This window comes from Sanguibacter massiliensis (genome assembly GCF_900240335.1).
GTDB classification, from domain to species: Bacteria; Actinomycetota; Actinomycetes; order Actinomycetales; family Cellulomonadaceae; genus Flavimobilis; species Flavimobilis massiliensis.
This window is the reverse complement of sequence record NZ_LT964979.1, coordinates 2,104,788-2,129,130: the sequence shown is the minus strand read 5'-3', so window position 1 is coordinate 2,129,130 and position 24,343 is coordinate 2,104,788. Positions and strand designations below refer to the sequence as shown.

The 24,343-nt window shown below is 70.8% G+C and carries 16 protein-coding genes and 2 pseudogenes; 10 read left to right on the top strand and 8 right to left on the bottom strand.

All coding sequences use genetic code 11. The features are described from left to right. Positions 1-149: 149 nt before the first annotated feature. Together C1729_RS09900 and dnaB are read right to left on the bottom strand one after the other, a co-directional pair. Positions 150-623, bottom strand: a complete 474-nt coding sequence (locus tag C1729_RS09900) for an NUDIX hydrolase (protein ID WP_102509792.1) — start codon at positions 621-623, stop codon at positions 150-152. Further along, the gene (gene dnaB / locus C1729_RS09895; RefSeq protein ID WP_102509791.1) at positions 620-3,208 is read right to left on the bottom strand and encodes a replicative DNA helicase; all 2,589 of its coding nucleotides are present in this window, start codon (positions 3,206-3,208) and stop codon (positions 620-622) included. The genes C1729_RS09900 and dnaB overlap by 4 nt, the downstream gene beginning before the upstream one ends. A 306-nt stretch (positions 3,209-3,514) precedes the next feature. On the opposite strand from dnaB, the pseudogene C1729_RS15070 reads away from it, so the two are divergent. Continuing rightward, positions 3,515-4,513 (top strand): annotated as a pseudogene (locus C1729_RS15070) (MATE family efflux transporter); the annotation flags it as partial. Positions 4,514-4,673: 160 nt separating this feature from the next. Here the strand turns inward: C1729_RS15070 and C1729_RS09885 are convergent. Next, positions 4,674-6,578, bottom strand: a pseudogene (locus C1729_RS09885) (penicillin-binding protein); the annotation flags it as partial. 537 nt (positions 6,579-7,115) lie between these two features. Here C1729_RS09885 and C1729_RS09880 point away from each other — a divergent pair. From C1729_RS09880 to C1729_RS09870, 3 genes are all read left to right on the top strand, one after another. Then, positions 7,116-7,772 carry a PadR family transcriptional regulator gene (locus tag C1729_RS09880; protein WP_102509788.1) on the top strand — a complete coding sequence of 219 codons (657 nt, stop codon included), beginning with the start codon at positions 7,116-7,118 and terminating at the stop codon, positions 7,770-7,772. Then, positions 7,769-8,863, top strand: coding sequence for an inositol-3-phosphate synthase (locus C1729_RS09875; RefSeq protein ID WP_102509787.1), 1,095 nt, complete (start codon positions 7,769-7,771; stop codon positions 8,861-8,863). Before C1729_RS09880 ends, C1729_RS09875 begins: the two co-directional genes overlap by 4 nt. A 92-nt stretch (positions 8,864-8,955) precedes the next feature. Beyond that, complete coding sequence (locus C1729_RS09870; protein WP_102509786.1) at positions 8,956-10,254, top strand: MFS transporter; 1,299 nt, start codon at positions 8,956-8,958, stop codon at positions 10,252-10,254. A gap of 201 nt (positions 10,255-10,455) precedes the next feature. Here C1729_RS09870 and C1729_RS09865 read toward each other — a convergent pair whose 3' ends face one another. Further along, positions 10,456-11,955, bottom strand: a complete 1,500-nt coding sequence (locus C1729_RS09865) for a CCA tRNA nucleotidyltransferase (protein ID WP_207204599.1) — start codon at positions 11,953-11,955, stop codon at positions 10,456-10,458. A gap of 92 nt (positions 11,956-12,047) precedes the next feature. Between C1729_RS09865 and C1729_RS09860 the strand changes: the two genes are divergently transcribed. Genes C1729_RS09860 through murJ form a run of 3 tightly spaced genes read left to right on the top strand, consistent with a single transcriptional unit; the run spans position 12,048 to position 16,494 of the window. Then, positions 12,048-12,632 carry an NUDIX hydrolase gene (locus C1729_RS09860; RefSeq protein ID WP_102509784.1) on the top strand — a complete coding sequence of 195 codons (585 nt, stop codon included), beginning with the start codon at positions 12,048-12,050 and terminating at the stop codon, positions 12,630-12,632. After that, positions 12,632-14,830, top strand: coding sequence for a DUF6049 family protein (locus C1729_RS09855; protein ID WP_129590723.1), 2,199 nt, complete (start codon positions 12,632-12,634; stop codon positions 14,828-14,830). The genes C1729_RS09860 and C1729_RS09855 overlap by 1 nt, the downstream gene beginning before the upstream one ends. After that, positions 14,827-16,494 (top strand): murein biosynthesis integral membrane protein MurJ, encoded by a 1,668-nt coding sequence (gene murJ / locus C1729_RS09850; protein WP_102509782.1) that lies wholly within the window; start codon positions 14,827-14,829, stop codon positions 16,492-16,494. Before C1729_RS09855 ends, murJ begins: the two co-directional genes overlap by 4 nt. A 9-nt stretch (positions 16,495-16,503) precedes the next feature. On the opposite strand, the gene C1729_RS09845 is transcribed toward murJ, so the two are convergent. After that, positions 16,504-16,890: a YchJ family protein gene (locus C1729_RS09845; RefSeq protein WP_102509781.1), complete on the bottom strand. Its 387-nt coding sequence runs from the start codon at positions 16,888-16,890 to the stop codon at positions 16,504-16,506. A 106-nt stretch (positions 16,891-16,996) separates the two neighbouring features. On the opposite strand from C1729_RS09845, the gene C1729_RS09840 reads away from it, so the two are divergent. The 3 genes from C1729_RS09840 (at position 16,997) to trxA (ending at position 20,431) form a co-directional block, all read left to right on the top strand. After that, the gene (locus C1729_RS09840; RefSeq protein ID WP_102509780.1) at positions 16,997-19,060 is read left to right on the top strand and encodes a protein kinase family protein; all 2,064 of its coding nucleotides are present in this window, start codon (positions 16,997-16,999) and stop codon (positions 19,058-19,060) included. A 67-nt stretch (positions 19,061-19,127) separates the two neighbouring features. Beyond that, a complete protein-coding gene (trxB, locus tag C1729_RS09835; RefSeq protein ID WP_242493784.1) occupies positions 19,128-20,105 on the top strand; it encodes a thioredoxin-disulfide reductase in 978 nt (325 codons plus the stop codon). Beyond that, entirely contained in the window at positions 20,105-20,431 is a 327-nt protein-coding gene (trxA, locus tag C1729_RS09830; protein WP_242493783.1) for a thioredoxin, read from the top strand. The genes trxB and trxA overlap by 1 nt, the downstream gene beginning before the upstream one ends. Before the next feature lie 87 nt (positions 20,432-20,518). On the opposite strand, the gene C1729_RS09825 is transcribed toward trxA, so the two are convergent. The 3 genes from C1729_RS09825 to rsmG all read right to left on the bottom strand — a co-directional run bounded on the left by C1729_RS09825 (position 20,519) and on the right by rsmG (position 23,302). Beyond that, on the bottom strand, positions 20,519-21,517 hold the full coding sequence (locus tag C1729_RS09825) for a ParB/RepB/Spo0J family partition protein (RefSeq protein ID WP_102509777.1): 999 nt from the start codon (positions 21,515-21,517) through the stop codon (positions 20,519-20,521). Continuing rightward, complete coding sequence (locus C1729_RS09820) at positions 21,514-22,446, bottom strand: ParA family protein (protein ID WP_102509776.1); 933 nt, start codon at positions 22,444-22,446, stop codon at positions 21,514-21,516. The genes C1729_RS09825 and C1729_RS09820 overlap by 4 nt, the downstream gene beginning before the upstream one ends. A 157-nt stretch (positions 22,447-22,603) precedes the next feature. Next, positions 22,604-23,302 carry a 16S rRNA (guanine(527)-N(7))-methyltransferase RsmG gene (rsmG, locus tag C1729_RS09815; protein ID WP_422917647.1) on the bottom strand — a complete coding sequence of 233 codons (699 nt, stop codon included), beginning with the start codon at positions 23,300-23,302 and terminating at the stop codon, positions 22,604-22,606. Between the last annotated feature and the right edge of the window lie 1,041 nt (positions 23,303-24,343).

The following is a 24,343-nucleotide window of genomic DNA, read 5'->3' as shown; positions in this document are numbered from 1 at the left end:
GATAGCTGATAGCCGATCCGTACGCTTCAGACGCACGGATCGGCTATCGGAACATTGAGGTGGCGCGAGCTCACGCGAGGCGCGGCGGGACGACGCGGGACGACGCGTGACGCATCCGCCGGCAGGACTGCGACCGGGCCGCTCCCGGCTCAGGCCTGGGACGAGTACCCGAACGAGCTCGCGGCCGCGAGCGTCCCGGTGCGCACCCCGTCGAGCACGAAGCGCTCGTGGGGCACGACGGGCGTGGGCAGCGCGGCGAGGTCGCACCACTCGAGCCCGCCGCACTTGCGGGGCTCCATGATGCGCGGCGTGCCCTGCCACACCTCGACGCTCCAGAACCACTCGACGCGCTGCTCAATGGGCGCGTCGGAGCCGTCGGTGCGCTGCAGGACGGTGAGGAGCGTCAGGTCAGCGACGTCGACGCGGACGCCGAGCTCCTCGGCGACCTCGCGCACCGCGGCCTGCGCCGCGGTCTCCCCCGGCTCGACGTGCCCGGCCGCACCCGCGGCCCAGTGCCCGTCCATGTAGCCGGTTCCGGTGCGGTGCTGGAGCAGCACCTCGTCGCCGCGGCGCAGGAAGACGTACGACGCGGGGACGAGGGCGTAGCCCGTGCGCCCGCTCATGCCTGCATATCCACGAAGCGCGAGTAGTGGCCCTGGAACGCGACGGTGATGGTGTCGGTGGGGCCGTTACGGTGCTTGGCGACAATGAGGTCGGCCTCGCCCGCGCGTGGCGACTCCTTCTCGTAGGCGTCCTCACGGTGCAGGAGGATCACCATGTCGGCGTCCTGCTCGATCGAGCCGGACTCTCTCAGGTCGCTCATCGCGGGCTTCTTGTCGGTGCGCTGCTCGGGGCCACGGTTGAGCTGGGAGAGCGCGATGACAGGAACCTCGAGTTCCTTCGCGAGGAGCTTGAGCGCACGGGAGAACTCGGAGACCTCTTGCTGACGGGACTCGACGCGCTTGCCGGACGTCATGAGCTGGAGGTAGTCGATGACGACGAGCTTGAGGTCGTGGCGCTGCTTGAGGCGGCGGCACTTGGCGCGGATCTCCATGAGCGACATGTTCGGGGAGTCGTCGATGAAGAGCGGGGCCTCGGAGATGCGGCCCATGGTGCCGGCGAGCTTCTGCCAGTCGTCGTCGCTCATCGAGCCGTTGCGGAGCTTCTGCAGGTGCACGCGCGCCTCGGCGGAGAGGAGTCGCATGGTGATCTCGGTCTTGCTCATCTCGAGACTGAAGACGACGGCGGCCTGGTTGTTCTTGATCGCGGCGGCACGCACGAAATCGATGGCGAGTGTCGAGTTGTGCGTGGGGATCATCGCGTCGGTCGCGAGGTAGAGGTGCGACGGGTGATCGATCTCGACGCAGCGCACCGGAACCGACGGAACCTCGCGGACGTCCGTGATGAACCGCGAGTAGAGCCGCGGCGTCGAGGTCCGACGTCGCTCCTTGTGAACAAGGTTCTTCCGCTCGAGCCAGAAGACCTCGGCATCCGTCGTGAAGGTGATCGTGTAGGCAGTCGACGACGCGTCCGTCCGACCGGCGACGCGGCGGGTCGAGAGCCCGCTGCGGTATCCGAGCGAGTGGACCAGCTCGCGGAACCCGAGAGCCAGCCGCCGGTTCGTCACGGTGAACTGGGGACTGCCCGTCGGGTTGACCGTGCCGTCCGTGTCGAGGAGCCCGGCCAGGAGCGCTCGGCGCTGCCCGACGGCCGCACGGAGGTACTGCTCGGGAATGTGCTTGTCACCGAGCACGCCGAGGTTCCGGAGGATCGCGGCGACGCTGCCGTGGTCCTCGCGGCAGGCCTGGCAGCGGCGCAGGCCGGAGGTCGCGGGTTCCCCGCAGTCCGGGCACGTCGGCTCGGGGAGGGGCGCCGAGACCGTCGGAGCCTTGCCACCACAGACGCGTCCGCAGGTGCGAACCTGGCTCGTGCGCGGCACGAAGCCTGCCCCGCAGACGGCGCACGTCCGCTCGAGCACCTCAGGTTCGGGCGGCAGCTGGAGCGTGTAGATCTTCGCCTCGCTCGTCGAGCCTGACGCGCGTACCTCGGCGACGTAACCGAGGCCCTCGATCCGCATCGCGATCTCGGGGTCGATCGAGGTGAAGCGCGCCGAGTCGGAGTGGCCGTCGCCGAGCCAGACGCCGAGGGCGTACGGGTGCAGCGGCAGCTCGACCTCGGGCAGCTCGAGCTCCCAGGCCGTCGCGACGGAGTGGTTGAAGCGGGCGTCGGCGGTCTCGCAGCGGACGGTGGCGGCGATCTGCTCGGTCGTCCTGATGCTGCCGCGGACGTCGCCGCGACGGCGCTCGGCGCGCGTCTGGGTGGCCCACTCGTGCTGGGCGTCGGCGATGACGGTCGTGCCGTCGTCGAAGACGACCTCGTAGCAGGTGCGGTCCGTGAGGATCTCGGTCGCACGGACGACGGTCGTCGGCGTGCCGTCGGCAGCGACGAGCTGATCGCCGGGCTGGACCTCGCCCATCGTCGTCCAGCCCGTCGGGGTGACGAGGCGCGTGTCGAGCGCGAGCGCCTTCCCGATGGCCGGACGCGCGGCGATGACGATCATCTGACCTGGGTGCAGGCCGTTCGTCAGCTTGTCGAGGTCCGCGAATCCGGTGGGCACGCCGACCATGCCCTCGCCGCGGCTTCCGGCGGCCTCGATCTCGTCGACGGTCGAGCCGAGGACCTCGCCGAGGATGACGTAGTCCTCGGTCGCGCGGGTCTCGGTGACTGCGTAGACCTCGGCCTGGGCGTTGTTGACGATCTCGTCGACGTCGCCGCCGTCGGCGGCGTAGCCGAGCTGGACGATGCGGGTCCCGGCTTCGACGAGGCGTCGGAGGATCGCGCGCTCGCGCACGATGCGCGCGTAGTAGCCGGCGTTCGCGGCGGTGGGGACCATCGCGATGAGCTCGTGGATGTAGGGGGCGCCGCCGATGCGGCCGACCTCGCCGCGCTTGGTGAGTTCCGCGAGGACCGTGATGGCGTCGGCGGGCTCGCCGCGCCCGTAGAGGTCCATGATCGCGTCGTAGATGAGCTCGTGCGCGGGGCGGTAGAAGTCGTTGCCCTTGAGCTCCTCGACGACGTCCGCGATGGCGTCCTTCGAGATGAGCATGCCGCCGAGGACGGACTGCTCGGCGGCGACGTCCTGGGGCGGCGTGCGGTCGAAGGTGCGCCCCTCGGGGCTGCCGTAGTCCTCGCTGTGCTCCGCCGACATGGGCCCTGCCTCTCGTGCGACCGGGTGGTCGCTCCACCGCATCGTCCCTCGAGCGTCGGACATCCTGGCTCGGGGGTGTCCGGGCCTCGGGCCCGGGACACCCGCACCCTACGGCGGGTCCGGGCTGGGGGCCAACGTCGTCGTGCACCGACTTATCCACAGGCGGCTCCACGGGTGTGGAAACCGCCCGTCAGGCAACCCACAGCCTGTGGATGGTTCGGGGGATAACATGGGAGCGCGTTGTCACACACCCTCGAGATCCGCAAGATCCCGTTGTTCACGCCTGTGGACAGAAAGTTGTCCGCCATGCGTCCACCAGCTGAACGAGCACGTGATAACGCGCTGGACAGGTCGATCCTCGCGCTCGCCGTCCCCGCCCTGGGAGCGCTCGTCGCCGAGCCCCTCTTCGTCCTCATCGACTCCGCCGTCGTCGGCCACCTCGGCACCGCCGAGCTCGCAGGGCTCTCCCTCGCGAGCACGATCCTCATGACCGTCGTCGGCCTGTGCGTCTTCCTCGCGTACGCAACGACCGCCGCCGTCTCCCGACGTGCGGGCGCGGGGCATCGCGCCGAGGCGCTCCAGGCAGGCATCGACGGTCTGTGGCTCGCGCTCGCGCTCGGCGTCGCCCTCGCGGTCGGGCTCGGCCTCGCGGCGTCGCACGTCGTCGGGCTCCTCGGCGCGGACGCGGACGTCGCCCGCCACGCCGCCGACTACCTGCGCTGGTCGGTTCCCGGTCTGCCGGGCATGCTCGTCGCCCTCGCGTCGACGGGTGTGCTGCGCGGCATGCTCGACACGCGCACGCCGCTCTACGTCGCAGTCGGCGGCGCGGCGCTCAACACGGTCCTCAGCGTCACGCTCGTGTGGGGGCTCGGCCTCGGTATCGCAGGTTCCGGCGCGGGCACGGCGGTCGCGCAGCTCGCGATGGCGGTCGTGCTCGGCATCGTCGTCGTCCGCTTCGCACGGCGCGAACGGGTGAGCCTGCGTCCGCAGCGCGGCGGGATCTGGGCGTCGGCGCGCGAAGGTCTCCCCCTCGTCGTGCGGACCCTGTCGCTGCGGCTCGCGATCCTCCTCACGGTGTGGGTCGCGACGGGCCTGGGCGCGGTGACGCTCGCCTCCCACCAGGTCGTCAACAGCGTGTGGGGCCTCACGGCCTTCGCGCTCGACGCGCTCGCGATCGCGGCGCAGGCTCTCGTCGGGCACGGGCTCGGCGCGGGCGACACTGCTCAGGTCCGGACGGTCCTCCGCCGCACGCTGCGGTGGGGGCTGGGCGCAGGCGCCGTCCTCGGCGTCGTGGTCGCGGCGGCGTCGCCGNGGTCGGGTCCGGCGTGGGCGTCGCCGGCGGGGCCGGCTCGGTCGTGGGGGCGTCCGTCGGCTCGTCGGTCGGCTCGGGCTCGGGCGGAGGTCCCGACGAGACGACGATGGTGATGCTCGAACCGGGCGGCACCTCGGTCCCTTCGCCGGGCTGGGTCGAGATGACGAGCCCCTTGGGGACGTTGGCGTCCTCGCGGTAGACGACGACGGCCTCGAGCCCCGCACGCGAGAGACGCTTGCGTGCGGTCTTCTCCTGGACTCCGACGAGCCCGCCGGGGACGGTGGCCGACGTCGGGGTCGTGGTCTCCTCGGTGGGGGTCTCGGACGGCTCCTCGCTCGGCGTCTCGGAGGGTGTCGTCGTCGGGCGCTCGGGGACGGCTCGCGCCGGGAAGTCGACGACGGGGACGCCGTCCATGGCCTTCGTCATGAACGAGGTCCAGATGTCGAGGGGGGCGCTGCCGCCGGTGATCTCGCGGTAGCCGCGGAAGGGCGTGATCGTCTCCTGGCTACCGTTCTCGCCGCTCTGGTAGAGGGCGACGGCGGTGACGACCTGGGGCGTGTAGCCGACGAACCAGGCGGAGCGGTTCTCGTTCGACGTGCCGGTCTTGCCGGCGACGGGGCGGCCGAGCTGCTTGGCCGTCTCGCCGGAGCCACGCTGGACGACCTGGGTGAGCGCGTAGGTGGCCTCGGTGACGACTTCCTGCTCGATGACCCGCTCGGGTGCCTGCGCGCCGCGGTAGACGTCCGTGTCGCCGCCGAGGCGTCGAACGGACTCGACGATGTAGGGCTTGGCGTGCATGCCCCCGGAGGCGAGCGTGCCGTAGGCCTCGGCCATGTCGAGGGGGTGGACGGCGGCGACGCCGAGCACGGACGACGGGACATCCTTGAGGTCGGGAGTGTCGGCCGGGATGCCGGCGCGGATGGCGACCTCGTTCGTCACCTTGGGGGTGAGCTCGAGGTTGAGTTCGACGAAGGGCGTGTTGACGGAGAACTCGGTCGCGCGGAGCAGGGTGATGTTGCCCCAGTTCTGGTTGCCGAAGTTCCGCACCGGCTCCTTGACGCCGTCGAACTTGCGTCCGCTGTTGCCGTTGAACCTGTCGTCGAGCGTGTGCCCGGCCTCGAGCGCGGCGACGAGGGTGAACGGCTTGAAGGTCGAACCCGCCTGGGCCCGGTCCTGGGTGACGCGGTTCTGCTGGACCTTCGTGTAGTCCTCGCCGCCGTAGAGGGCACGGATCGCGCCGGTGCTCGCGTCGAGCGCGACGGCCGCGGCGCGGAGGTTCTTCGACGAGCCCTCGAGGAGCCCATCCTTCTGGATGGTCTCCTGGAGCGCGGCCTGGTCCTTGCGGTCGATCGTCGTGACGATCTTCAGGCCGACGGCGCCGATCTCCTCGTCGGTCGTGAGGCCTGCGGCGACGATCTCGCGCCGCACCATGTCGAGGAGGTAGCCGCGGGGTCCGGCGAGGGTGTTGGACCGCTTGACCTCGATGGTCTCGGGCATCTTGAGCTTGTCGGACTCGGCCTGCGTGAGGGCTCCGGTCGTCACCATCGAGCCGCGGACGTAGTCGAAGCGGCGCTCGGCGTCGGCCATGCTCACGCGGGGGTCCCACTTGCTGGGGGACGGAATGACGCCGGCGAGCAGGACAGCCTGCGCGGTGGTGAGGTCCTTGGCGTCGACGCCGAAGTAGGCCTGTGCGGCGGTCTGGATGCCGTAGGCGCCGCGCCCGAAGTAGATGGTGTTGATGTAGCCGGAGAGGATGTCCTCCTTGTCGGCCTCCTGGCCGAGCTTCAGGGAGAGGAGCGCTTCCTTGAGCTTGCCGACGTAGTCGGTGACGGTCTCGTCCCCGAGGTAGCGCTCGGCGTACTGCTGGGTGATCGTCGAGCCGCCCTGGCGCTTGCCGGTCGTGACGTTGATCCACAGGGCGCGAGCCATGCCCTTGAGGTCGACCCCGGCGTTGTCCCAGAAGGTGCGGTCCTCGGCGGCGACGACGGCGTCCTTGACGACGTCGGGGATCTCGTCGGACCCGATGATCTCGCGGTTGTTCTCGACGAACTTGCCCATCTCCGTCGTGCCGTCGGAGTAGTAGACGGTCGTCGTCTGGGCGAGGGCAAACGCTGAGGCCTCGGGGATCTCGGTGCGCGCGTAGGCGGTGACGAGAGCGCCGACGCCGACGGCTCCGACGAAGAGGAAGGAGGTCAGCACGAAGCGCCACGAGGGCACCCAGCGGTGGATGCGTCCTCGTCCTGCGCGCGGGTAGTTGAACAGGCGGCGTCGGCCTGACGTCGGTGCTGCGGTGCGGCTCGCGCTCGCTGCCTTCCTCGTCCCGGTCACGATGGCCCCTTCTTGTTCGTTGGTTCGGCCGTAGGCACCCTATGCGCTGACGCTGGAGGCGTGGTGGTCCGCCGCCCTCCCGACGCCGAGTCTGCCCGTGCCTGCCGCGCGTGCTCCCCATGATCTTCACAGGGGGCGTGGCATGCGCCACGCGCGGCGCCTTGCAGCGTCGGCCATCGCGACTTAGGCTCGTCGATGTATCGGCTCGATACATCGAGGTGCTCCTGAGTCTCAGGGTCACGGGACGACCCACGGAGGAGGTGCAGGGTGCGCGCACGGTCGGAGGTCCTCGAGACCGCGATCCTCGGCATCCTCGCGGACTCTCCCCTCCACGGGTATGAGCTGCGCAAGCGGCTCAACATGGTGCTCGGATCGTTCCGCGCACTCTCCTACGGCTCCCTCTACCCGGCGTTGCGCTCGCTCGAGCAGCGCACGCTCATCGCCGGGACCGAGACCAAGGACGCCCCTCCCCCGCACGCGCTCTCCGGACGCCGCTCGCGCATTGTGTACGAGCTCACCGCGCACGGCAAGGAGCACCTGCAGGAACTTCTCGCCTCGTCAGGCCCCGCTGCCTGGGAGGACGAGAGCTTCGACGTACGGTTCGCCCTTTTCGGGAAGACCGACGCCGAGACCCGCCTGCGCATCCTCGAGGGACGTCGCACGCGGCTCGCCGAACGCCTGGAGATGGTGCGCGAGAGCGCGAACCGGACCCGCGAGCGTCTCGACGAGTACACGCTCGAGCTTCAGCGGCACGGCCTCGAACAGGTCGAGCACGAGGTCGCCTGGCTCGACGAGCTCATCGACACCGAGCGCGGGCGTGCCCGTGCTCCGCGGTCCGAGGCGCGACGCGCTCCGGGCAGCACCACGCAGAACGAAGCCGAGGGCGACCCGCGTCCCGGCACGACCATCAAGGAGCGAGGATGACCTCCATCCGCGTCGCCATCGTCGGCGTCGGCAACTGTGCCGCGTCGCTCGTCCAGGGCGTCCACTACTACCGTGACACCCCGGCCGACCAGAAGGTCCCCGGCCTCATGCACGTCCAGATGGGCGACTACCACGTCAAGGACATCGAGTTCGTCATGGCTCTCGACGTCGACGCGAAGAAGGTCGGCTTCGACCTCTCGGAGGCGATCCTCGCCTCCGAGAACAACACCATCAAGATCGCCGACGTCCCGCCGCTCGGCGTGACGGTCCAGCGCGGCCACACCCTCGACGGGATCGGCAAGTACTACGCCGAGACGATCGAGGAGTCGGACGCCGAGCCGATCGACGTCGTCCAGCAGCTCAAGGACAACAAGGTCGACGTCCTCATCTGCTACCTCCCCGTCGGCTCGGAGAAGGCTGCGAAGTTCTACGCGCAGGCCGCTATCGACGCGAACGTCGCGTTCGTCAACGCGCTCCCCGTCTTCATCGCGTCCGACCCCGAGTGGGCCGCGAAGTTCGAGGAGGCCGGCGTGCCGATCGTCGGCGACGACATCAAGTCGCAGGTCGGCGCGACCATCACGCACCGCGTGCTCGCACGTCTCTTCGAGGACCGCGGCGTCATCCTCGACCGGACGTACCAGCTCAACGTCGGCGGCAACATGGACTTCAAGAACATGCTCGAGCGTGAGCGCCTGGAGTCCAAGAAGATCTCCAAGACGCAGGCAGTGACGTCCAACCTCGAGGACGGCCCGCTGTCCGGCAAGAAGGAGGACCGCAACGTCCACATCGGCCCGTCGGACTACGTCGCGTGGCTCGACGACCGCAAGTGGGCGTACGTGCGCCTCGAGGGGCGCGCGTTCGGAGAGGTCCCCCTCAACCTCGAGTACAAGCTCGAGGTCTGGGACTCCCCGAACTCGGCCGGCATCATCATCGACGCGCTCCGCGCGGCGAAGATCGCCAAGGACCGTGGCGTCGGCGGCCCGATCCACGCTGCGTCGACGTACTTCATGAAGTCGCCGCCGCTGCAGATGGAGGACGGCGTCGGCCGTGCCCGTCTTGAGGCGTTCCTCGCGGGCGAGATCGAGCGCTGACCGCCCTCAGCGACGAGCACCGACGGGAGAGCCCCCGCGCCGTACGGCGCGGGGGCTCTCCCGTTCGCGCAGGTGAGCGATAGCGTGAACCGGTGCGCGTTCTTGCCGAGCTCAGGATCCTCCTGCGGATCCGCGACTTTCGGCGCCTCTTCACGATCCGGGTCGTGAGCCAGTCCGCCGACGGCATGTTCCAGGCGGGGCTCGCGACGCTCTTCTTCTTCTCGCCCGAGCGCGCGTCGAGCGCGGGCCAGGTCGCGATCGCGTTCGCGGTGCTCCTCGCGCCGTTCACGATCGTCGGCCCGTGGGCCGGGGTGTTCCTCGACCGGTGGCGCCGCCGCCAGGTGCTGCTCGTCGGCAACCTCGTGCGGGCGGCGCTCTCGCTCGTCATCGGCGGGCTTATGCTCGCGACCCCGGTCGGTGAGGACCTCGGCGTGGGCATCTACGTGCTCGCGCTCGTCAACCTGTCGATCAACCGCTTCCTGCTCTCGGCGTTGTCGGCGGGCTTGCCGCGGATCGTCGACGGGCCCCTGCTGCTCACGGCGAACTCGTTGCTGCCGACGCTTGGTGCGGTTTCGGCGGGCGGGGGGGCGGGACTCGGGCTGCTCCCCGGGCTCGTCGCACCCTCGGGGCGGGTCAAGGATGCGGCGGCGGGCGTCGTCGCGGCGCTGCTCATGGCGGGCGCGTCGGCGCTCGCGCTGCGGCTCGCGAGGGACCGGCTGGGTCCGGAGGAGCCGGACCGGACGCCCGTGCGCGAAGCGTTCGGTGTCATGGCACGGGACCTTCTCGCGGGCGCCCGCTACCTTGTGCGGCGCGGTACGCCGGGGCAGGCGCTCGTCGTCATGTCGCTGCACCGGTTCCTCTTCGGCATGACGATGGTCTACGGGATCCTCCTCGCGAAGAACTACCTCGCACCGCCGTCGGACTCGTCGGGCGGCCTTGCGGCGTTCGCACAGATCGGCGCGGCGACGGGGCTGGGGTTCGCGGCGGCCGTCGTCCTCTCGCCGACGGTGGGGGCGCAGCTCGGTCAGCGTCGCTGGATCCTCGTGTGCCTGGGACTGGGCGCGTTCGCGCAGGGGGCTCTTGCGGTGCACGTGTCGTTGCCGATGATGCTCGTCGCGGGGGCGGCGCTCGGGCTGTCGTCGCAGGGGGCGAAGATCGCGGTCGACACGATTGTCCAGCGGGACACGGCGGACGACTTTCGGGGGCGGGCGTTCGCGCTCTACGACGTCCTCTACAACACGGGGCTCGTGGGTGCAGCGGCGCTCGCCGCGGTCGCGCTTCCCGACGACGGCTACTCGCGGCCTCTCTACGCGGTGCTCGCGGTGACGTACGTCGTCGTCGCATCCGTCTATGGCTTGCGAGGGGCTCGCGCTCCCCATCCGACGCCCTGAAGCGGTGGGACTGCTTCGCTCCATGTGGCGGAATGTTCACGGCCTCACAACGGCGAAAATCCGGGGATAATCGTCCGACGCTCCGGCCGACGACGCCGCGCGTGCGCGCATCGTCGCACTGCTCGCCGACTGAGCAGGCAACACGCCACCGGACGGCAGCGTGACGGCGCCCGCACCGCGTAGTGCGGGGGTCGTCGTGCGTCAGGCCTCGGCGGCCTCGGGCTGTTCCCCCCACCACGCGAGGAGGGCCTCACGGCCCTCGTCCTCGCTCATGGGGCCGCGGTCCATGCGGAGCTCGAGCAGATGCTTGTAGGCACGGCCGACGAGCGGGCCAGGCCGTACGCCGAGCGTCGCCATGATCTGGCTGCCGTCGAGCGCGGGACGGATCGCGGCGATCTCCTCGGCCTCCGCAAGGGTCGCGATGCGCTGCTCGAGATCGTCGTAGGCGGCGCGCAACCGCGAGGCCTTGCGCTTGTTGCGCGTCGTGCAGTCGGCGCGCGTCAGGCGGTGGAGTCGTTCGAGGAGCGGTCCGGCGTCCGTGACGTAGCGACGGACCGCGGAGTCGGTCCACGCGCCGTCGCCGTAGCCGTGGAAGCGCAGGTGGAGCTCGACGAGCCGGGCGACCTGCTGGATCGTCTCCTTGTCGTACCGCAGCGCACGCAGCCGCTTCGTCGTGAGCTTGGCGCCGACGACCTCGTGGTGGTGGAAGCTCACGGAGCCGTCGGGCTCGAAGCGACGCGTCGCTGGCTTCCCGCAGTCGTGGAGGAGCGCCGCGAGGCGCAGAACGAGGTCGGGGCCGGGCACGGCGCCGTCGGGGCCCGTCTCGAGGTCGATCGCCTGCTCGAGGACGGTGAGCGTGTGCTGGTAGACGTCCTTGTGCCGGCCGTGCTCGTCGACCGTGTCGCGCATCGTCACGAGCTCGGGGAGCACGTGCGCTGCGAGCCCCGTGTCCATGAGGACCTCGAGGCCGCGGCGAGGGTGCGGGGCGACGAGGAGCTTGTCGAGCTCGGCACGGACGCGTTCGGCGGAGACGATCGTCAGCCGGTCGGCCATCGCGGTCATCGCCGCGTACGTCGCGGGTTCGACGGTCATGCCGAGCTGGGCGGCGAAGCGTGCCGCCCGCATCATGCGGAGCGGGTCGTCGTCGAACGACAGCTCGGGTGCGATCGGCGTCCGCAGGACGCCCGACGCGAGGTCCTCGAGCCCTCCGTGGACATCGACGAGTGCGAGCTGCGGGAGCCGCAGCGCCATCGCGTTGACGGTGAAGTCCCGGCGCGACAGGTCACCCTCGAGAGTGTCTCCGAACGTCACGACCGGCTTGCGGGACTCGGGGTCGTACTCGTCGCTGCGGTACGTCGTTACCTCGACGACGACGTCACTCCGGTCGAGACGCGCGAACCGACGGGCGCCGATCGTCCCGAACTCCTTGCCGATGTCCCAGTGGGCGTCGCCCCACCGGGCGAGGAGCGTGAGCGTCTCGTCGGGCGTCGCGGACGTCGTGAAGTCGAGATCGTTCGACGACCGTCCGAGGAATGCGTCGCGGACGGGCCCGCCGACGAGCGCAAGCTCGTGACCTGCCGCTGCGAACAGGTCTCCGAGCTCGAGAACCTCCGGCGGGAGCGAGGCGACGACGGACAGCGCACGGCGCCGCAGCTGCTCGAGCGTCGCGGGTCCTGGCGGGGTGAGAAGGTCGTCGTCCACGACGTCCAAGCGTGCCAGATGGAGCGCCGGGCGGCCTACCGGTCCCGCGGTTCGTGGCCCGGCCACCCCGTGGCCTTCGTTACAGTGGCGTTATGGAGGAGCACGCGGCCGAGGGCCAGGGACGTCCCGGCGTCCCCGCGCCACCCGGCGGGCACGCGCTGCGCATCGACCACGTGGCGGTGCGCCGCGCCGTCGTGCAGCCGACCTCCCAGCTTCCGGTCGTCGAGGAGACGTCCGCGGGCGGCCTCGTCGTGGGGCTCGAGAACGGGACACCGAGCGTCGCAGTCATCGCCCGACGCAACCGGGCGGGCCGGCTCGAGTGGTGCCTGCCCAAGGGCCACCTCGAGGGCACGGAGACGCCCGAGGAGGCGGCCGTCCGTGAGATCCACGAGGAGACGGGCATCCTCGGGGAGATCGTCGAGCGGATCGGGGCGATCGACTACTGGTTCTCGGGCGAGGGCCGGCGCGTCCACAAGGTCGTCCATCACTTCCTGCTCGACGCGGTCGGCGGCTTCCTCACGGTCGATGGCGATCCCGACCACGAGGCCGAGGACGTCGCGTGGGTGCCGCTCGCGGACCTCGACTCGGTGCTCTCCTATCCCAACGAGCGCCGGCTCGCGGCCGACGTGCGCACGCTTCTCGGGCGAGGCAGGTCCGTCCCCGGCGCGGCGACCTGATGGCCGCGCGTCGCACAGGTCGCCCCGCGCGGGGCGGCCGGGCTCGCATGCGCGGCCGTGCGGTTCTCGGCGCGACGTTCGTCGCGCTGCTCGCGCTCGGCCCGCTGTCCCTCGGGACGTCGTCGTCCAGCGCCGCGGCGACGGCCGGGCCGACGGCTGCGGGGCCGCGCGTCGTTACCGAGGAGACCGCGGCGGTCCCGGCGGTCGTCGTCACGGAGGTGACCCCGCGGTCCGTGGGCCCTGACGACACCGTGTCAGTCTCGGCGCTCCTCACGAACACGACCGACACACCCCTCGAGAAGGTCCACGCCTACCTCGGCGTCGTCCGCTACCGCCTGTCGTCGCGCCAGGCGCTGCGCGGCTGGGCGGCGGGCGAGGTGACGACGGCCGACCCGACGCCCGTCGCCGACCTCGATCTCGATCTCGACGAGCCGCTCGCGCCCGGCGCGTCACGCACCGTGACGTTCACGGCCCCCGCCGCCGACCTGCGTCTCCTCCCCTACCCGGAGACGAGCGGCGCACGAGGCATCGTCGTGACGTTCTCCGACGACGCGCAGGGTCGCCTCGGCGAGGGCCGTGGCTTCCTCGTCTGGGACCCGACGGCGGACGGTGCGCCCGTGCGGCTGTCCGTTGTCGTCCCCGTGACAGGTCCTGCACCTGATCCGACCGACCCGGCCGCATGGACGTCACGCATCGACTCCGAGACGGCCGAGGGCGGGCGGCTCGGTGCGATCGTCGCGGGAACGGCAGCGCACCGCGGCGTTTCGTGGGTCGTCGATCCGGCGCTCGTCGAGCGCGCCGCTGCCGGGACCCCGGGAACCGTGGCCTGGGCGAGCGCGCTCCTCGCGGGCGCGTCGGGCCGCGACGTCTTCGCGACCGACCCCTTCGACCCCGACCTCGCGGCGCTCGCCGCGGCTGGCGTCGAACCGCTCACGGACGACCGGTCTCCCGTCGCGGCGCCCCAGGAGCCCGACGCGGAAGCGACCGCGGCCGCGTCGGCGACGGCGACGCCCATCGACGACGTGCGCCGCGCCGCTGCCTCGTGGCGCACGGATCTTGCGCTGCCCGCGGAGGGCACGGCATCAACCGAGGTGCTCGCGGCGGCGGCGGCCGCCGGCCCACGGCTCGTCGTCGTCGACGACGGGCTCGAAGGTGTCGGCTCGACGACCGCGCCCGGGTCCACCGCGGTGGCGACGTCATCGGGCGACGTCACGGCGCTCGTGCCCGATCCGCATCTCGACGCGCTCTTCCGGTCCGCGACGTCCCCCCTCGATCCGGATCTCCCCACGGCCCTCGCCGCCGCGAACCGCGACCACGACCTCATGCTGCTCCTCGCAGAGATCGCGACGGTCGGCGAGGAGCCCGTCGCGGCGCAGCGGCACCTCCTCGTCACGGGCTCCCGCACGTGGACGCCCGACGCGACCGCGCTCGGCCACGTGCTCGGCACGCTGGAGAGCCACCGCAGGATCGACCTCGCACCCGTCTCGACGCTCGCCGGCACGCCCCAGCCGTCCAGTGACCGCACGCCCCTGCCGGTGACGACCTCACCGGTCGCGAACCTGCGTACCGCCACCGTCGCGCGCGCCTGGGACCGCGTCGCCGAGGTGCGGGCGTTCGCGGGCGTCACGGCGGACCCGGCCTCGCTGGGCTCGGCCCCGGTCGCGACGACGTCCGCCGCACTCTCGGTCGCGTGGGGCTCCGCAACCACCGACCGCGTGCGCCTCCTCGACGATGCCCGGGCTCAGGTCACCGCGATCCTCGGCGGGATCTCGGTCGTCGCCGGGAGCGACATCAACCTCATCTCCGACCGTGGCAACCTGCCGATCCGGGTGCGCAACGATCTCGGGGTGGCCGTGTCGGTCGGTGTCGCCCTCGTGCCCGACGACCCACGGCTCAGCGTCCTCGACGTCCCGAGCGCGACGCTCGAGCCCGGGTCCGAGCAGAACGTCCAGGTTCCCGTCCGGGCGATCGGGTCCGGCGACGTCTCGGTTGTCGTGCGGCTCACGGGCCCGGACGGCGAGGTCGTCGCCGAGCCCTACGCGTTCGACGTGCGGGTGCGGGCCGAGTGGGAGACCGTCGGCACGGGCGTCATGGGCGGCCTGCTCGCGCTCCTCGTCCTCGGCGGCGTCGTCCGCACGATCCGGCGCGGCCGCTCGGCCCGTCGGACGGCTCCGATCCGCCCCTTGGAGGACGCGTGAGCAGCGCGAGCACCACGTCCGGGGACAGCCTGGGTCGTTCGAGCCTCGTCATGGCGGCCGGCACGGCTGCCTCGCGCGGCCTCGGCTTCGTCCGCAACATCCTCCTCGTCGGGGCGATCGGCGCGACGGGCGTGGCCGCCGACACGTTCGACGTCGCGAACAAGATCCCGTCGATGATCCATGCGGTCGTCCTCGGTGGGATGCTCAACGTCGTCCTCGTCCCGGCGATCGTCAAGGCGTACGCACGGCGTGACGGCGCGCGCACCGTCGACAAGCTCGTCACGACGGCTGCCGTCGCGCTCCTCGCCCTCACGGCCGTCGTCATGCTCGGCATGGGTGTCATCGTCCTCGCGCTCGGCGGGTCCCAGTGGTCGGCCGCGCAGCTGGAGCTTGGCGTCGTCATGGCTCTGTGGTGCGCGCCGCAGCTGTTTTTCTACGGCATGTACGCGGTCCTCTCGCAGGTGCTCAACGCGCGGAAGGTCTTCGGCCCCGGCATGTGGGCCCCCGCGATGAACAACGTCGTGTCGATCCTCGGCTTCGGTGTGTTCGTCGCGATGTATGGCTGGTACGAGCCCGGTGCCGCGCTCGACGACGTCAGCTGGTGGACGTCGCCGCGGGTCCTCCTCCTCGCTGGCACCGCGACGCTCGGGATCTTCGCGCAGGTGGCGGTCCTCGTCCCGGCGCTGCGCTCCGCCGGGATCCGCATCCGTCCGAACTTCGACCCGCGCGGTGCAGGTCTGCGCACGGCGGGCAAGGTCGCGCTGTGGACCCTCGGCGCGACGTTCGTCGACCAGGTCGCGATCGCGGCGACGACGCGAATCGCGGCGTCGGCGCCGTGGGCCGCGGGCGACGGCTCCGCGGCTGTCGCCGGTGTCGCGGGCCCGAGCGCGTACACGCAAGCCCTCATGATCTACCTGCTCCCCCACTCGCTCGTCACGGTGTCGGTCGCGACGGCGCTCTTCACCGGGATGGCTGCGGCGGCGCACGCGGGGCGCGACGATCTCGTGCGGCGGGACCTCTCCCGCGGGCTGCGCACGATCGGTGTCTTCACGCTCGTCGCGACGGCGGTGCTCGTCGTGCTGCGCGAGCCGCTCGTGCGGGTGCTCGTCCCGTCGATGTCGCTCACGAGCCAGGCGGCGATCGCCGAGGTGCTCGGCGTCATGGCCCTGGGTCTCGTGCCGCTCGGCGCGATGGTCTCGATGAAGTGGGTGTACTTCGCGTTCGAGGACGGCCGCACGATCTTCTCGATCCAGCTGCCGATCGCTGCGACCCTCGTCGTCGGGTCCCTGCTCGGCTCGGTCGTCCTGCCGCCCCGGTTCTGGGTCGTGGGGATCGCGGCGTCGATGGCGCTGTCGAACCTCGTCGGTGTGCTGCTGCGGGCTCGGGCGCTCTCGAGGCGCCTCGACGGCGTCGACGGGCCGCGCGTCGTGCGGCTGCACGTGCGTGCGGGTGTTGCGGCGCTCGTCGGTGGTGTCGCGGGGTTCGCGGTGCTCTCGCTGTTCGGTGAGCGGGCGTCGGCGTCGTGGCCGTGGGCGGTCCTCGCGTGCGTCGTCGTCGGGCTCGTCATCGGGCTTGTCTACGTGGGCTTGCTGCGGCTCATGCGGGTCGAGGAGACGGCGGCGCTCCGGGGCATGGTCGAGAGGGTCGTCCGCCGTCGTCGTTGACGGTGGGTCTCAGCCCTCGTCGACGTCACCGTCGACGTAGAACCAGCGTCCTGCCCGCCGCGCGAACCGGCTCGTCTCGTGGAGGTGTCCGGCGCCCTCGGGGCCGTCCCACGTCGCGGTGAACTCGACTGTGCCGCACTGGTCGTCGGGCCCACCGCCGGTCGTCCCGTGGATCGTCAGTCCCGACCATGCGGGTCCATCCCGGACGTCGAGGTGCTGGGGCCGGGTGCGCGGGTGCCATGTCCGCCACACGTGGTCGGCGTCGTGGAGCACATAGGCGGTGTAGCGCGACCGCATGAGCTCGGCGGGTGTCGTGGCGGACCGTTCCCCGTGGAGGAGCGGGAGGCAGCACGTGCCGAGGGACGAGCCGGAGCCGCACGGGCAGAGGTCGGGCATGCCTTCACGTTAGCCTCACAGTTCCGGTGGACGGCCACCGTAGGATTGGCTCCGGGGCGGCGCGGCGCACGCCGTGTGCCCCGGGACGTCCGTCGGAAGGGGCACCGTGACCGAGTCGCAGGTCGGAGACCTGATCGCCGAGAGGTACCGCCTGCGGGAGCGTGTTCATTCCGACGTCGAGGACGCCGAGCGGTGGTCCGCGGAGGACGAGATCCTCGGCCGGGAGGTGCTCGTCGCTCTCGTCTCGGGCTCGCGGGCGACGGTCGCGCTCGACGAGGCCCGCCGCGCGGCGCTCATCGCCGATCCCCGGCTCGCCCGGGTGCTCGACGTCGGTCAGGTCCCCGAGTCTCCGTACGTCGTCACGGAGCGGCCCCGAGGACGCAGCCTCGAGGAGATCGTCGACGCTCATGGGCCCCTCTCCGGTGTTGAGGCGCGGGCCGTCGTCGGGGAGGTCGCGGAGGCGCTCGCCGTCGCCGAGCGGCGCGGCGTCCATCACGTGGCGCTCCGGCCGTCGGTCGTGCACGTCGCCCCGGGCAAGGTTCTCGTCGAAGGTCTCGGCCTCGACGGCGCGCTCGGGGACGGTGGGTTCCACGGTTCCCGTGCGAGCCTGCCCGCGGATGCGGCCGGGCTCGGCCGGCTGCTGCAGTTCGCGCTCACGGGTCAGCGCATCGGGGATGTCCCGGTCCCGCGCGGGGCGCTCGACAAGCCGTCGGACGACGACGTTGAGGCGGTCGCGCTCGCGAGCATCGCGGATTCGCTCCTCACGACGCTCACGCCGACGCTGCGCGCGCCGAGCGCCGTCGCGGACGAGCTCGCGCCGTGGGGCAAGGTCTCGGTTCCGGTGCCGCAGCCCGAGAAGCCAGCGCCGGTTCCTCTCGTCACGCACGTCGACGTTCCTGCGGAGGGTGACGACGACGTGTCGGACGACGCGTCCGACGTGTCGGACGACGCGTCCGACGTGCCGGACGATGTGCCTGACGCAGGGGGGCTCGACGGGGCGCCCGGCGCCGTGCCGGACGTGGGCGAGGCCGGTGGGCTCGCAGCCCCGTCCGACGCGGGTGTGGTCGACGACGTCGACACGCCGTCCGACGAGCTCGCGGCGGTCGAGGACGAGCCCGGCAGCTTCCGCGAGGACTCGGTGATGGCGGCCGACGCCGTGGAGACCGCAGCCGAGAGTAAGTCGCCCGCGCGCACCTCCGTGCGGACGATGTTCGACGGCTCGCCCGCCGTACCGACGATTCCGGGCAAGCCGCAGCCACCGCCCGCGGCGTCGCCCATCAAGCGCTCGAGCGTCCTCGGCGGGATGGCGGCGACGGCCTCGGTCGCAAGCTCCGCCGCGGTTCCGCCGCCGGTTCCGGCCCCGACGTTCGCCGCGGTCACCGCGGCAGGCAGCGTGCCTCGCGGAGGGACCCCCGGCGGGTCGTCGGCGGCGCCCGCGGAGGACGCGGTCGTCGGTGCGACCGGCCGCCCGGCGCCGGCGCGTGCGGCGGCCGCAGTGCGGCCCACGAGCCCAGGTGCCGGTGGCGCGCGCGGCCGCGCGGAGGACCTGCGAACGGTTCGGTTCAATCCCACGGCGCTGACGCTCGTGCTTGCGCTCGTCGTCGCTCTCGGCGGCGTGGTGTGGGCTGCAGGGAATCTCAGCGGGTTCCGGTCACCGTTCCAGTGGGGCTCGAACGCGCGGCCCGTCCCGACGGACTCCACAGGTGAACCCCAGGCGACGGCCACGACGACCGTGCCTCCGGTCCTTCCGGCGATCGCCTCCGTGCAGCAGCTCGACCCGGACGGTGACGAGAACGAGCATCCGGAAGCTGCGTCGCGGGCGATCGACCTCGACCCGACGACGTACTGGTTCTCGCGCACGTACCGGTCCGCGACGTTCGCGGGCATGGGCAAGCGCGGCATCGGGATCGCGGTGTCCCTCGAGAAGCCCGCCCCCGTCTCGACCGTCTACATCCAGTCGAACAGCACGGGCGGTCGGATGCAGGTGCGCGTCACCGACCCGTCGAAACCCGACGAGGGCACCGTCCTCTACGAGGGCCCTGTCGACAAGGACATGGAGATCGAGGTAGCGACGCCTGTCGAGGCGGAGCATGTCGTCCTGTGGTTCACCGAGCTGCCGCAGACCTCGGGCCAGAACCGTGCCGAGATCCGAGAGATCTCCGTGTCGTGACCTGGATGGAACAAAGTGCGCGCCGTCGGGCGTTGACCAGGCGGAAGACCTCAAGAGTGGAGAGCACGTGAGCAACGAGCAGAGCGGCGACGTCCGCGACGTCATCATCGTCGGTTCGGGTCCCGCCGGGTACACGGCCGCCGTCTATGCGGCGCGCGCCGGCCTGGCGCCCCTGGTCCTCGCGGGGGCGTTCACTGCGGGCGGTGCCCTCATGAACACGACCGACGTCGAGAACTTCCCCGGGTTCCCCGACGGCATCATGGGCCCCGAGCTTATGGCTGGCATGCAGAAGCAGGCGGAGCGCTTCGGTGCCGAGATCGAGTGGGACGACGCGACGGAGCTCGAGCTCACGGGTGACGTCAAGGTGGTGACGACGTCGGAGGGCAAGGTCTTCCGGGCCCGCGCGGTCATCCTCGCGACGGGCTCGGCGTACCGCGAGCTGGGTCTCGACGACGAGAAGCGGCTCTCGGGCCGCGGCGTCTCGTGGTGCGCGACGTGCGACGGGTTCTTCTTCAAGGACCAGCACATCGCTGTCGTCGGCGGCGGTGACTCCGCGGTCGAGGAGGCGACCTTCCTCACGAGGTTCGGTTCGAAGGTCACGATGATCCACCGGCGCGACGAGCTCCGCGCCTCGAAGATCATGGCCGACCGCGCCAAGAACGATCCGAAGATCACGTTTGCATGGAACTCCGAGGTCGTCGGAATCTCGGGTGACCAGAAGGTTCGCTCCCTCACGCTCCGTGACACCGTCACGGGCGAGGAGCGTGAGCTCGACGCGACCGCGCTGTTCGTCGCGATCGGTCACGAGCCGCGCACCGACCTCGTCAAGGGTCAGGTCGACCTCGATGAGAACGGCTACATCGTCGTCGAGGGCCGTTCGACGCGGACGAACCTGCCGGGTGTGTTCGCATGCGGTGACGCGGTCGACCACACGTACCGCCAGGCGATCACGGCCGCAGGATCGGGGTGCTCGGCGGCTCTCGATGCCCAGCACTTCCTTGCGGCTCTCGACGACGCGCCTGCGGCCGTCGCTGTGGAGGCATGATGGCCGCCCTCACCGTCACGGACGCGACGTGGGCCGAGGAGGTCCTCGGGGCAGATGTTCCCGTACTCGTCGACTTCTGGGCACCGTGGTGCGCCCCCTGCCGCCAGGTCGCACCGATCGTCGAAGAGCTGGCGATCCAGTTCGCAGGCCGAGTCAAGGTCGCGAAGCTCAACACGGACGACAACCCCGCGACGACGGGTGCGTACGGCATCGTGTCGATCCCGACGATCAACATCTATGCCGGTGGCGAGCTCGTCCGCTCGATCGTCGGCGGACGACCCCGCCAGGTGCTGGCGAAGGAGCTCGAGGACGTCCTCGCGGGCTGAGGCGCAGATCCACTGCAGACGACGCGTGAGGCCCCCATCCTGCTGGATGGGGGCCTCACGCGTCGTCGGGGTGCGGAGCCGTGGCGCTCAGCGCTTACGGAGGACTCCGGGGTCGTCCGGCACCATGACGTCAAGGATGCGGTTGAGGTCCTCGACCGACGCGAACTCGATCGTCACCTTGCCGCGCGAGCGGCCTACGTCGACCTTGACGCGGGTCTCGAACCGGTCGGACAGGCGCGTAGCCAGCTCGTCGATGGCTGCGCTGCGGGTGCCCGCGCGGGGCTTGCGCGGAGCAGGCCGGGGTTCGAGGCCTCCGAGCGCGACGATCTCTTCGGTCGCGCGGACGGACAGGCCTTCGGCAACGATCCGCTGTGCGAGCCGTTCGATCGCTGCGGCGTCCTGGAGGCCGAGGAGTGCTCGGGCGTGGCCGGCGCTCAGCACGCCGGCGGCGACGCGCCGCTGCACGAGCGCCGGGAGCTTGAGCAGGCGTAGCGTGTTGGAGATCTGCGGGCGGGACCGGGAGATCCTCGTGGCGAGTTCCTCGTGCGTGCACCCGAAGTCGTCGAGCAGCTGCTGGTAGGCCGCTGCTTCTTCGAGGGGGTTGAGGGCCGCACGGTGGAGGTTCTCGAGAAGCGCGTCCCTGAGGAGGTCGTCGTCCTCGGTCTCGCGGACAATCGCCGGGATCGTCTCCTTGCCGGCTTCGCGGGAGGCACGCCAGCGCCGCTCGCCCATGATGAGCTCGAAGCGGGCCTCGCCTGTCGGGTCGGGCCGCACGACGATCGGCTGGAGAACGCCGATCTCGGCGATCGATCCGACGAGCTCGTTGAGGTCGTCCTCGTCGAAAACCGTGCGCGGCTGTCGTGAGTTCGGACGAATGTCGTCGAGGACGATCTCCTGGAAGTGAGCGCCGGGCACCGGCACGAGCTCGACGGAATCGTCGATGTCGGCGGGCGTCGTCGTCGTGGCGATCGAGGCCGCGGTCGAGCCACCGCCGGGGAAGAAGACGTCGACCGGTCGCTCCTCGGTCGACGCCGTCGGGATGAGGGCCCCGAGGCCGCGGCCGAGTCCCCGCCTCTTCTCACTCATGCGTCCTGCCTCTGCTCCTGGGTGTTCGCGGTCGCGCCGCGTTCGGCGATCTCTCGGGCGGCCTCGAGGTAGGCGAGGGCTCCCGTGGAGTTGGGATCGTATGTCATGACGGTCTGGCCGTAGGACGGCGCTTCGGAGACGCGCACGGACCGCGGGATCGCGGTGAGGAGCGTCTGCTCGGGGAAGTGCTCGCGCACCTCTGCAGCGACCTGCTGGGCGAGGTTCGTCCGTCCGTCGTACATCGTCAGGAGGATCGTGGCGAGGTGGAGTTCCTGGTTGAGGTGCGACTGAATCATGCTGATGCTCTTGAGAAGCTGGCTCAGCCCCTCGAGAGCGTAGTACTCGCACTGGATGGGGATGAGCACCTCGCGTCCAGTGACGAATGCGTTGACGGTGAGGAGTCCGAGGGACGGGGGGCAGTCGACGACGACGTAGTCGAAGCGCTCCTCCCCCGCGGCCTCTCGCTCGGCGAGGAACGTGTCGAGCGCACGCCGCAGCCTTGTTTCTCGGGAGACGAGGGAGACGAGCTCGATCTCAGCGCCCGAGAGGTCGATCGTCGCGGGAACACACCACAGACTCTCGACGTTGGGGCAGCGCTGCACGACGTCACGCATCGGCGTGTCGTTGACGAGGACGTCATACACCGACGGCGTCCCGGCCCGGTGATCTACGCCAAGCGCGGTCGACGCGTTGCCCTGCGGATCATTGTCGATGACGAGAACGTTGAGCCCGGACTGGGCAAGGCCGGCTGCGAGGTTGACCGTCGAGGTCGTCTTCCCCACGCCACCCTTCTGGTTCGCCACCGTGATGATGCGGGTGCGCTCCGGCCGGGGGAATCGTCGTCCGCGCAGCCTGATGCGTCGGCGTGCGTCGAGTGCGAGCTGCGCGGCGAGCGGGGTGTCCTCCTCGAAGGACGGGACACTCTCCATGATCTGTGCTCGCCGTCGCTCTTCGTGACTCTGGAGCTCGTAGGGCGATGTTTCACGTGAAACGTCACGCGCCGCTCTTGCTGCGGTGGTGTCGCTGTCGGTCACGCTTCTCCCTCTCGTCGTGTGAGCAGAGTCTGAGGCCTGAGGGCACTGTCGATCATCGTGTGCGGGTCGCTGTGACAACCGAGGTGACGGTGAGCCCGTCGATCGTCGGTGCATCGTGCACCTGGGCGTCGGTCGCTCCGAACTTGCGAAGCACCTTGGTGGCAGCGTCGATCTCCTCCTGAGCGGACCGGCCCTTGAGGACGACCAGCTCTCCTCCCCGACGCAGGAGGGGGAACGCCCAGCGGCCCAGTTTGTCGAGCGCCGCGACGGCGCGAGCCGTGACTGCGTCTGCCTCGAACGCTCCATGGAATTCCTCAGCACGGCCTCGGCGCACGTCGACGTTACCGAGCCCGAGCTCGGCAGCAACCTCGGTGAGCCATGCGCACCTGCGTTCCATCGGCTCGATGAGCACGACCTCCGCCTGAGGTCGCATGGCCGCGATGACGATTCCCGGGAGGCCGGCGCCGGATCCGAGATCGACAATCATGCCCGTGGCGGGAAGGAACGGGACGACGGACGCAGAGTTGAGGAGATGTCGCGACCAGAGTCGCGGCACTTCCCGGGGACCGATGAGTCCTCGGAGCTCACCCTGGTGGACGAGCGCATCATGGAAGTCTCGGATCTTGGCAAACGCATCGCCGAAGAAGGATGCGAGCCGCGGGTCCTCCGACGACAGCTCATCGACGCCCGCGGGCTCGACGTGCTCCGTTTCACGTGAAACATCGCTGCGGTCCGGGGTGTTGACGGGCACGCGGCACTCCTTCGCCTGGGGGTTCGGTCCTAGGTTACCCCTCGCCTCCGACACTCGAGCCCGCCACAGACGATGTGGCGCCTGTCGCCAACGGACGGATCCCGCTCAATCCGCTGATCTCCCGTCAGAGTTCGTCTTGCTGCCGAGGACGGCGTGGGTGCAAAGTCGATGACGCGCAGACTGCGTCGTGACAACGAAGAGACTGGATGGCCTGTGCCACCCACGGCGCCGGTGAGAGGGCGATGCCACGGAACGACTCCCTCACCCATCGGGAGGCGCTCCCCCGATTTGCTCTCCCGGGTCACACGCGACGTCTGGTGGCGTCGCCGTGCCGCCCACGAAGTCTCGCCGCTCGAGCATCCGGACTTCATGCCGCCCGAGCGTGGGAACAGCTCACCGCTCCCCCGCATCTGCCGCCGTGGATCCTCAGCACGGCCTTGCAAGCGGACGTGCCGGCGGACGGGCCGGCGTCATACCCATCCTCGCGGGCCGAGGTTCGGCGAGACCGCGTAGCGCGGGCGGGCACCGAAGACCGCGCAGTCCCTTGTACCCGGGGGCTGCCGAGTGTTTCACGTGGAACAGCGCGGCTCAGACGCCGTGGGGCGGAGGCAAGCACGCCCGCTCTTCGAGGGGCCCTATCCGGACGTCGCGCTGACGCGCACGTGCGTCACCACCTCCGCGCAGACGACGGGCGCAACTGCAGTGGCTGGGCGCGCGAGTCTCAGTGCGCGGCAGCCCCGGTCGCGAGTCCCGGCGCCCGTCCACCCAGGGAAGAACCCGCCGTACTCCAGCGTCGCCGTCCAGGCCCCTAGCAACACGGCGGGGCGCACTGTACTCACGGCCCTCGAGCGACGGCATCTCCATGTTTCACGTGAAACACATGCTGGCCCTCCACTGCCCTGCGCGCGGACTACCTCGTCTGGAGATGGCACGGACTATGTCGCTGGGCACGACATTCTCGACCGTTCGATGCCGCGCCTGAACCCCTGGCCGGCCAGTGACGGCCACTTGTGTCAGCGACTATTCCGCAATCCACACTGG